This is a genomic window from Microcoleus sp. M2_D5, assembly GCF_036701935.1.
Lineage (GTDB): Bacteria > Cyanobacteriota > Cyanobacteriia > Cyanobacteriales > Microcoleaceae > Microcoleus.
Map to the genome: position 1 here is coordinate 199214 of NZ_JAUBRP010000001.1, position 9936 is coordinate 209149.

A 9936-nucleotide genomic window follows, 5' to 3' on the forward strand; every position below is an offset into this window, starting at 1 on the left:
AAGGAAGTTTCCGTCTTTGTTTCAGTCAAATCCGTTAGAGAGTTGGAATTTTCGGAAACAGTCGGATTTTTGCTTTCAACTGCTGGAGAAGTTTCCGTCTTTGTTTCAGTCAAATCCGTCGCAGAATTGGGAATTTCGGAAACAGTCGGATTTTTGCTTTCAACTGCTGCAGGAGTTTCCGATTTTGCTTCCGCAGCATCTGTCGCGGAATTGGCACTTTCGGAAACAGTCGGATTTTTGGTTTCGACTGGGGGAGAATCTGTTTTTATCTCAGCAGGATTTGGCTCGGAATTGGGAATTTCCGAAACAGTCGGATTTTCAGTTTCTGTCGCTGAGGAATTTTCCGTTTTTATCTCAGCAGAATTTGGATCAGAATTGGGAATTTCGGAAATTGTCGGATTTTCAGTTTCTGTCGCTGAGGAATTTTCCGTTTTTATCTCAGTAGAATTCGGCTCAGAATTGGGATTTTCGGAAACAGTCGGATTTTTGGTTTCTACTGCGGGAGAATCTGTTTTTGGAGCAGCAGAATTTGGCTCAGAATTGGGATTTTCGGAAACAGTCGGATTTTTGGTTTCTACTGCGGGAGAATCTGTTTTTGGAGCAGCAGGATTTGGCTCAGAATTGGGATTTTCGGAAATTGTCGGGTTTTCAGTTTCTGTCGCAGAGGAATTTTCCGTTTTTATCTCAGTAGAATTCGGCTCAGAATTGGGATTTTCGGAAACAGTCGGATTTTTGGTTTCTACTGCGGGAGAATCTGTTTTTGGAGCAGCAGGATTTGGCTCAGAATTGGGATTTTCGGAAATTGTCGGGTTTTCAGTTTCTGTCGCAGAGGAATTTTCCGTTTTTATCTCAGTAGAATTCGGATCAGAATTGGGAATTTCAGAAACAGTCGGATTTTTGGTTTCTACTGCGGGAGAATCTGTTTTTGTATCAGTAGAATTCGGATCGGAATTGGGAATTTCCGAAACAGTCGGATTTTCAGTTTTTGTTGCTGAGGAGTTTTCGGTTTTTGTCTCAGCAGAATTTGGATCGGAATTGGGAATTTCCGAAACAGTCGGATTTTCAGTTTCTGTCGCTGAGGAATTTTCCCTTTTTGTCTCAGCAGGATTTGGATCGGAATTGGGAATTTCCGAAACAGTCGGATTTTTGGTTTCTACTGCGGGAGAATCTGTTTTTGGATCGGCAGAATTTGGATCAGAATTGGGATTTTCGGAAATTGTCGGATTTGCAGTTTCTGTCGCTGAGGAGTTTTCCGTTTTTATCTCAGCAGGATTTGTTGCAGAAGTAGTATCTGCTTTTTTGTCTTCTAATTTAGTCTCAGTTTTTGGCGCAGCGTCAGCTATCAATTCTTTGCCTTTCTCTGATGTACGCCAATCGGAGTTTTTGGCAATTACATCATCCATTGAAATGACTTTAGGGGTTGCACCTTTGAGCGAAAATATGATATCATTGTAATCAGCCTCGCTCCCTTCTCCTATCCCCATATCTTCCATGACAAATATACTGCCGCCATTGGCAACACTGGCTATTTGTCCCCGTTGAAAAGTATCGCTGGAATTAGCTGTTGCCATTGAAAATAAGGGTTTTTTTGTCGCCGCCAATGCCTGGGTTGTCGTATACTTGCTGTATTGTGCCGTTGGGAACTAGGATGATACCAATTTCGTCTCCTGGTGTCATTGCGAAGGTTTTGATTCCTCGGTATTCTCCGATATTGAAGTTGTTTTCTCCCTCGAAACTAGAGAATTTCGCTGCTTCTGTACTGTCAGAAATGGCGATATAACCGAGTGAGGAGTAGCTTAAAGCGCGTCTGGCTGCTTCTCTGATAAATGCTTCGGAATCGGGAACAAATTCCTGCATTCCTGTGAGGCTGATAATTGCTAGTTCTCCTTGATACCGGCCTCCGTCTGATAGGTAATCGAACACAATTTTACCTGTTTCGTCTGCTTGGAAAATGCCGGAGTCGAAAGAAATGTTATTTTGAGTTGCTGGTTTGGCTGTATCGCCTGTTATTGGATCGGTTTGAGTGGTGGATGTTTGCGGTTTTTCGGGGATGCTGTTGGTTGTTGGTGTTGGATTTTTGTTGAGGATGAAGGCGTCTGTGTCTGGTTGGGGAGGTGTTTCTGGGTTTTTGTCGAGGATTTGGTTGTTTGATGATAATAGTTCGATGCTGGAGTTTGTGGAGGATGTTTCGTTTGTTGTTAGGAGATTTTTCGGGGGGTAAGAGTAATTATTGGTATAATTTGCTAGTGGCAAGTCTTCTGCAATGTCGGGAATGAGGGAAATATTGGCAGTTAGTTTTGGGGTAGATGCTTCGATTTGTGACATGATTGAAATTTCGGTTTTTTGATGATGAAAGTGACTAAAATTATGCAGAAGTTGAGGATGTTAATCTTGAAAAATTCGCAAGCAAAGCGAGTCCAGACGATGCTGGAATTTTGTTTTTTTTATTGAGGACGAAAGCTGCGATATCGACAGGTGAAAACCTGCCAGGGAGGCTGACAAAAATTTGATGTGATGGGATTAAGTAGGTTTTTTTATTGCTGTTGTTAACAGATAGATTTGAGAATATCAATAACTTTTATCGATCGCAAGTGCTTTTGGCCATCAGGAAGTAAACATCATCGAAGCTTTAATCCACTTCCGTGTACTGAAGTGTCACGCTACGAATTTTGGGATTAGCGAGAATTTTAGAGGTGCGATCGCCCAACTAATTTTTCTGTTTGTTGTATAATAAGTAACTTATTTTTTGGCAAAATTACGCAAAACCCGATCGCAACAACAGTAAAAGCTTTGGAAACTAGGTTGTACAGTCCAGGACGCAGACACACTATATGTAGTGCGGTGCGATTCCTAATAATTACTAACGACCAATTACTGAGGACTTCGCCTAAGTGAAGCCTAATATATGCCAAAATACGGACGAAATGTGCTATCTGTAGAAGACGAAAGCAGCCTTGACGAAATTTAAAGTCCCATGTTGAATGCGAACGGGAGCATATTGGCAGACAATCGATCGGCCGCGTCGCAGTGGGCGCAAGAAGCTTTAGGGCTTCCCGAAGTTCAAGTACAAGCGCGTTTGCGGGGAAATCACCTGCACATTTTGTGCGAAGCAGCGCAGTGTCCGTCTCAAGAATTGGTGACGGCGAGATTTACCAGCGCCCTCGAACACACTGATTTAACGCAACTGCTGCCCGATCCACCTAAAATTTACCAGTTGTTTCTGTGCGGCCGCAAAATCGGTTCCCGACAAAATGACTGGACAGTCCGGCTCGATTGCAGCAGTCCCAAGCGACAGCAACAGCCACAGCAACCGGAACCACAAGTTGCCGAAGTGCCGCCGCCAGCGAGTTCCCCCGACGAACCGCCAGCAAGCCCTAAAAGAGGCGGATTCTTCGACCAATTTAAGAATCACAACCGCAAACTCAAACAGACACCACAACGGGTAGAAACAGCCGCGCAACCGCCGCAAGTACGGGAAGAACTGGATTTTGACGCCGAAAGTCTGCCCGTCGCCTCCCGGATTGAATACCCAGAAGCTTTTGAAACTTCCCCCGTGACGATCGACACTTCGGCTGCTGCGACGCGGGAAGCTTTCGGTTCCACCGTTCCCCCGCAGCAGAAAGCGAACCGCGGCGCGGTGGCTTTGATTCAATCCCCCGAAGCCGACTCAGGCGAGGGCGATCGAGATGGAACATTGACGGTTTCGCCGGAAACCTTGGCGCGCCGGGGCTATCCAGATGCGATCGCCAGCTATCTCAGCGAAATCCTCGGCCCGATGGGAGTTTCGGTGAAAGTAAGCATTCGCGAAAAAGAACTCAAAAGTAACCAAGAAACCTTGCCGCTGAACGGGCAGGAAAATATCAAGCCCAAGGAACGCCGGCTGCTAGTGCTGTGCGAGTCAGCTTACAGCCCAGACCCCTCCTTGCTGGCCGAACCCATCGCCGGCAGGCTGCGGAAACTGCAACTAGAGGATTTCCGGGAAGCCGCGATCGCCAGCCAAGTCAGCGGCGAAGCGAAGCCGGACTGGGTGCTGCGGGTGGATTTGACTTCGCCGGACAAAATTCTTAAGGAATGGGCCAGGTGGGGAGACGTACAGTCGATCGCCAAACTGCTCAACCAACACTTGGCTGCATCGAGAGTCGAAGTGCGGGCCACCCTCAAAGAAGCAACCCTCCACCTGTTTTGCAGCAAAACTGCCAAAAAAGGACAAAAGCCCAAACGGCAAGAATACCCCGACAAGCAGCAAACCACCGAGGCGATCGCCCCATTGTTAGCCTCCTTTGCGCCCCAAGGCATCCGCGCAGCTACTATCTACGGCGTAGAACCGGCCAAGGACTCTCAGGCGGCGCCGGAGTCCCCCGTGTGGATAGACTGGGTAGACTTGCCAGCAGCCCACCACCCCGACTTGGCTGCGAACGCTAGAACGCTGGCGATCGAGGGCGACCAATTGGCTTTGACTTTTTTATTGAACAGGTTGCTCAACCCCAATCTCAGACGCAAGCTGGAAACAGGAGGGATTCGGGCTGTCGTGCTGCAAAAAGCCAACGTGCTGCACGTCATGACAGAAGCTTTGACTTGCCCTTCTCAGTCGAAGATAGGCCCGCCGGTGGCTAAATTCTTGCGACAGTTACAAATTCCGGGAGTGGCAGGGGTGCGAGTCTACGGACGGCGCGCGGGCCAGAAGCTGCCCCTGTGGCGCTACGCAATCGACCTCAGAACGGCGGTTGACGAGGAATCATCGACGGCACCCGCACCGGCTCCCTCCCAAGGAGCTGTGTTGGAAAAGGAACCGGTGCCGGAGTTTGCGCCGGCGGAGGATGGGAGTTTTTTGGGTTTGAGCGACAATTTGGTGTTCGATGCTCCGGTGTCCAATTCCTGGCGGCCGCGTTTCAAAATCAGACTCCCCGGATACAATCTGGGCGAGCAGTTAGTTCAAGCTGCGGTGCAACCGCTTGTCGCTTCGGGTTTGTTTGTTCCCAACGATGGTTTGTCAGCGAATGCTGCTGCGCCCGGTGGCGTGAGAGCCGATCGCGCGGCCCGAATGGCTGTGATTTGGGCGATCGCCGGCTGTCTGCTGACTTTCAATACCGATTGGATCCTCGGTCAATTTCTGCAATCTGCGACGGTCAGTCAAGCTCCTAGTGCCTCCGAAGTTTGCAGCGGCCCAAATTGTCAAAATTCAGATCCCAAGGCTTCTGGCGACGTTACAGCCCGACTTCCGAAGGAAACCGCTAACCCAGTTCCCCCTTCTGGGGAGGTGAATTTGCCTCAAATTCCCTTGCAACCGTCGCCGTCGGCGAACCAGCAAGAGGCTTTCAATGGCTCTGGGTTTACGAAACCGGGAAATACTAGCGTTCCTGTAGCTGATGTTTCTGCTCCTCCGGTGTTCCCGACTTTGAGGAGCGAGCAGCTTGACGATCAGATAGCGCGCTATCAAGAGTACATCCACCTGCACAAAAAACCGCCAGATATTTTAATTGTCGGTAGTTCGAGGGCGCTGCGCGGTATCGACCCGGCGGTTTTGGAAACCGCTTTGGCAGCTTCGGGCTATCCGGGGCTGAGGGCTTACAATTTTGGGGTTAATGGAGCTACTCTCCAAGTTGTAGATTCGATCGTCCGCCGGATTTTGCCGCCGCAACAACTGCCGAAATTGCTGGTGTTGGCTGACGGGGCGAGGGCTCTCAACAGCGGGCGGCCGGATTTGACTTTTAGTGCGATCGCTTCTTCGGAAGGTTACAGACAGTTGAGCCGGGGTAGTTTTCTGATCCGCACCAATCAATTAGAATCCGAAACATCGAAGGAAAGCGCCAACAATCCGGTGGCGACTGCGACTGAATTGGTGCAGAATTTGGGAGAAGCTCAAGCTAATGTTCAGCAATTGGTGAGTCAAAAGTTGGTGGAGGGTTCTGCAACTTACAAAAAGCGCGATCGACTCAAAGGGTTTTTGCGATCGATAGTTAATCCCTCATCAGCCCCTGTTGCAACCGACAGTCCCCAAACCGCAGCCCTCGGTGAACAAACAACTGAAAACGTTCAGCCCACTCCTGCGAGTAAACCAGTCAGCGACTATCAACCAAATGGCTTTTTGCCGATCGATATACGCTTCAATCCCGAGACTTACTTTCAGAAGCACCCGAAAGTATCTGGTTATTACGACTCCGACTATCAAAATTTTAAATTGGTAGGCGAACAAGCTCTAGCACTCAAAAATCTGATCGAATTTACCAAAGTTCGCAACATTAATCTCGTGTTTGTGAATATGCCTCTGACTGAAGATTATTTAGACCCAGTGCGGACAGGTTACGAACAAGAATTCCGGCAATATATGCAAGAATTAGCAGCTCAAAGCGGACTAATTTTCCTAGATAAGAGTTTATTGTGGCCCCAGGCGCGGGAATCTTTTTCCGACCCCAGCCACCTCAACCGTTACGGTGCTGTTGCAGTTTCTAAGCGGTTGGCTCAAGATCCCATGATTCCCTGGCCGGCGAAACAATAGTTTTGACTTTTGAGTTTTGAGTTATTTTAGAAGTTAAATGCTCCTCAGATGTTGCACCATTGTCAATAACGGGCTCTTCGGCCCGTTCCACAAAGAGTGAGTTTTCTTCTTGTGGAACAGGCCGGAAAGCCTGTTCATAAACAAGTAATATCACGTTCGGTTAAATAGATATAATTCCTGTAGGGGCGGGTTCACCAATAATAATTGCCTAAAATTGACAATCTCATAAACCCGCCCGGTCGGTTCTTATAAGCAATTAAGCGAACTTGATATAATTGAAAATGGTGCAAGATGTGAGATGCTCCCAACGTTGCGAGTGCGGCGTGACTATCTCAAAACTATTCTTTCCTGCGGCTAGATACTGACAATGAAAAGATTGATATTTCCTGAAAATAGCAAAAATCAACGCATAAAAATTCCGAAAAAAAATCTGCCTTTGATATTTTTTATATTATCTTTAGCATTTTTCTGTTTCAGTCTGTATAAAGGTTTCTTTTTACCATTAGCTTTATCCTCTGGGCCGCCCAGCAACGAACAAAGTAGCGAACAGCCAACTCTGGCACCCTTTGAACAGGTTGTCAAAGACGCGCAAAAGTTAGAGGGACTATTTACTCTTTACCGCAATCGAGCAACTGATAAAGTATATCTGGAAATTAAACCGGAACAATTCAACAAAAAGTTCCTGTGCTTTGTGACATTGGCATCGGGTTTGGGGGAAGCGGGCATTTTGAGCGGAATGCCGATCGGCGATTTCTTGTTTCAACTGCGGCGCGTCCAAAATAACGTGCAGTTTGTGATACCAAATATAAATTTTCGCACCAGTCCGGGCGACCCGCAAGCAGGTTCGGTAGCACGGGGATTTAGCGACTCGATTCTCTATTCTTTGCCTCTCAAAAGCATTCATCCGCAAAGACAAACTCTGCTAATCGATTTAGGCGATTTGCTGATGAGCGACAAACGCGATTTACCAGGGGTAAAAGCGATTTTGCCGATGCTTTTGGGCGCTTCTTACTCGATCGATGCAGACAAGTCTTCTTTTAAAGATGTTAAAGCGTTTCCGCTGAATGTGGAGATTGCTTCTGTCTATGGTTTTTCTAGCGATAATGACAGTGAAGTTAACTATTTACCTTCGATTCCTGACAGTCGGGCTTTTAACCTCCGCATTCACTATAGTTTCTCGGAAGTGCCGCTAAATAACGGCTACCGCCCCAGACTGGCGGACGAGCGAGTGGGCTATTTCCTCACAGCATATAAGGACTTTTCTGACAAGAGCAGCCGGGAACCTTTTGTGCGCTATATCAATCGCTGGCATTTGCAAAAGCAAATCCCGACGGCGCCGATGTCGCCTCCGCTAGTGCCGATCGTCTTTTGGATTGAAAATAATGTGCCTACCGAATACCGAAACGCAATTCGCGAGGGCGTTTTGGTGTGGAACAAAGCTTTTGAAAAGGCAGGTTTTACTGAGGCAATTCAGGTCAAACAAATGCCGGACAATGCTAAATGGGACCCGGCTGATGTTCGCTACAATACTATCCGCTGGTCGAGTTCTTTTGAGCCTCAGTTTGCCGGCATCGGGCCGTCTCGCACTAACCCGCTGACGGGGGAAATTTTGGATGCTGACATTCTGTTGGATGCTAATGTAGTCCGGGAAATCAAGCAGGGCTATCGGTCTTTGGTGGAGCAAAATCGATCGCTATCTAAGAGTTTTCAAGGGCGAAACGGTTCTAATACCAATCCCTGTCAGTTTGGGATGTATTCTCGCTATTTGCCGATGCTCGAAAATGGGGATTTAGGAAAAAGCAGCGGGGAAAATGCTCGCGGTGGAATTGCTGATGATTTGCCGACTTTGGTAGAAAGATACCAAGAGCAAAAGCGAGATTCTTTATCGCGGTTGATGTCGAGTTCGGATATGTGTTTTGGGTTGGAATCGAGCCGCCAGTTTGCGATGGGGGCAATGTCGATCGATTTGTTGGAAAATGCAGCGCCTAGCAGTGGGACGATTGACAATTACGTGAATGAATATATCCGATTTTTGACTGCCCACGAAGTCGGTCACACTCTCGGTTTGAGGCACAATTTTCACGGGAGTACGATGCTGCAACCGGAGGATTTGAACAATACTCAGGTAACTCGCACTCAAGGTTTGGTAGCGTCGGTGATGGATTATGTGCCGATTAATTTGGCACCTGTCGGAACTGTGCAGGGCGACTATTATCCGACGATTGTAGGGCCTTACGACGATTGGGCGATCGAGTATGGTTACAAGGTGATTGGCGGCCCGGACCCGAACAGCGACTTACCAACGCTGCAACAAATTGCCAGCCGCGCTGCGGAACCCCAATTATCTTACGCGCCGGATGAGGATTCTTTTGATATTCTCGATCCCGCTGCGAATACCTTCGATCTCAGCGCCAATATGCTGAGGTATTCGCAATGGCAATTGGATAATGCCAGGGCGATGTGGAAGCGTTTGGAAAAGCGAATTCCGGTTGGGGAAAACGGTTATAACGAACTGCGGGTGATGTTTGATTCGGTGTTCGGGTATTATGTCAACCAAGTGATGAATGCTACTTTGTATGTGGGGGGACAGTCGTTTAGTCGGATTCGCCCTGGAGATACTAATGCGAACTTGCCGTTTGTGCCGATCGAACTTTCTGTGCAGCGAGAAGCTTTAGCAACCCTTGAAAAGTACGTTTTTGCCCCCGATGCGTTTAGTTTTGCGCCGGAATTGCTGAATAAATTGGCGCCTTCGCGCTGGGAACACTGGGGAAGTCCGGCTTTGGTGTTTCCTCTAGATTACCCGATCGGCGATCGAATTACTTTTTTGCAGCGGTTTGTGTTGCGGGTTTTGCTATCTCCGATGCGCTTGGCGAGACTGCGCGATGCCGAGTTAAAATCAGCGCCGGAAACTGCTTTGAAGTTGCCGGAAGTGTTGAATACTGTGCAAAAGGATATCTGGCAAGAGGTTTTGCAGCCGGAAAAGAAGATGCAAATTTCAACTTTTAGGCGTTCTTTGCAGCGGGAACATTTGGCGATTTTGATCGGAATGGTGCTGCGAAAAACGAATGTTCCAGAGGATGCGCGGAGTTTGGCTTGGTACGAGTTGCGGCAGTTGCGGGAGGGTTTGAGCAAGAGTATTCGGAATTTGGATCGGAATGCTGATGCTTATACGCGGGCTCATTTGGAGGAAACGCGCGATCGAATTTCTAAGGTTTTGAATTCGCAAATTCAGTCAAATTAATCTTATATAGGGCTTACGCATGGGGGCCCAGAAACCTGGTTTTTTACGAGAATATTTCGTGACCACCTCCAGATTCGATAAAAAACCCGGTTTCTTTGGTGGAAGTGCGTAATTCCTGACTTAGGAATGAGAACTAAATAACTTCCACTCTTGAAAGTGGGATGGGCGTCCCGCCCGTCTTTTAAGGACGGGCGGGACG

The 9936-nt window shown here is 47.9% G+C and carries 4 protein-coding genes; 2 read left to right on the top strand and 2 right to left on the bottom strand.

The features are described from left to right. The coding region (locus QUA50_RS00805) for a DUF4114 domain-containing protein (RefSeq protein ID WP_333299430.1) at nt 1-1571 on the bottom strand (1571 nt) is incomplete at its 3' end. Continuing rightward, on the bottom strand, nt 1558-2325 hold the full coding sequence (locus QUA50_RS00810; RefSeq protein ID WP_333258749.1) for a hypothetical protein: 768 nt from the start codon (nt 2323-2325) through the stop codon (nt 1558-1560). The genes QUA50_RS00810 and QUA50_RS00805, both read right to left, overlap by 14 nt. A 649-nt stretch (nt 2326-2974) precedes the next feature. On the opposite strand from QUA50_RS00810, the gene QUA50_RS00815 reads away from it, so the two are divergent. Both QUA50_RS00815 and QUA50_RS00820 read left to right on the top strand, forming a co-directional pair. Further along, entirely contained in the window at nt 2975-6496 is a 3522-nt protein-coding gene (locus QUA50_RS00815; RefSeq protein WP_333258747.1) for a hypothetical protein, read from the top strand. Between the two features lie 367 nt (nt 6497-6863). Further along, the gene (locus QUA50_RS00820; RefSeq protein WP_333258745.1) at nt 6864-9737 is read left to right on the top strand and encodes a zinc-dependent metalloprotease; all 2874 of its coding nucleotides are present in this window, start codon (nt 6864-6866) and stop codon (nt 9735-9737) included. Nucleotides 9738-9936: the final 199 nt, after the last annotated feature.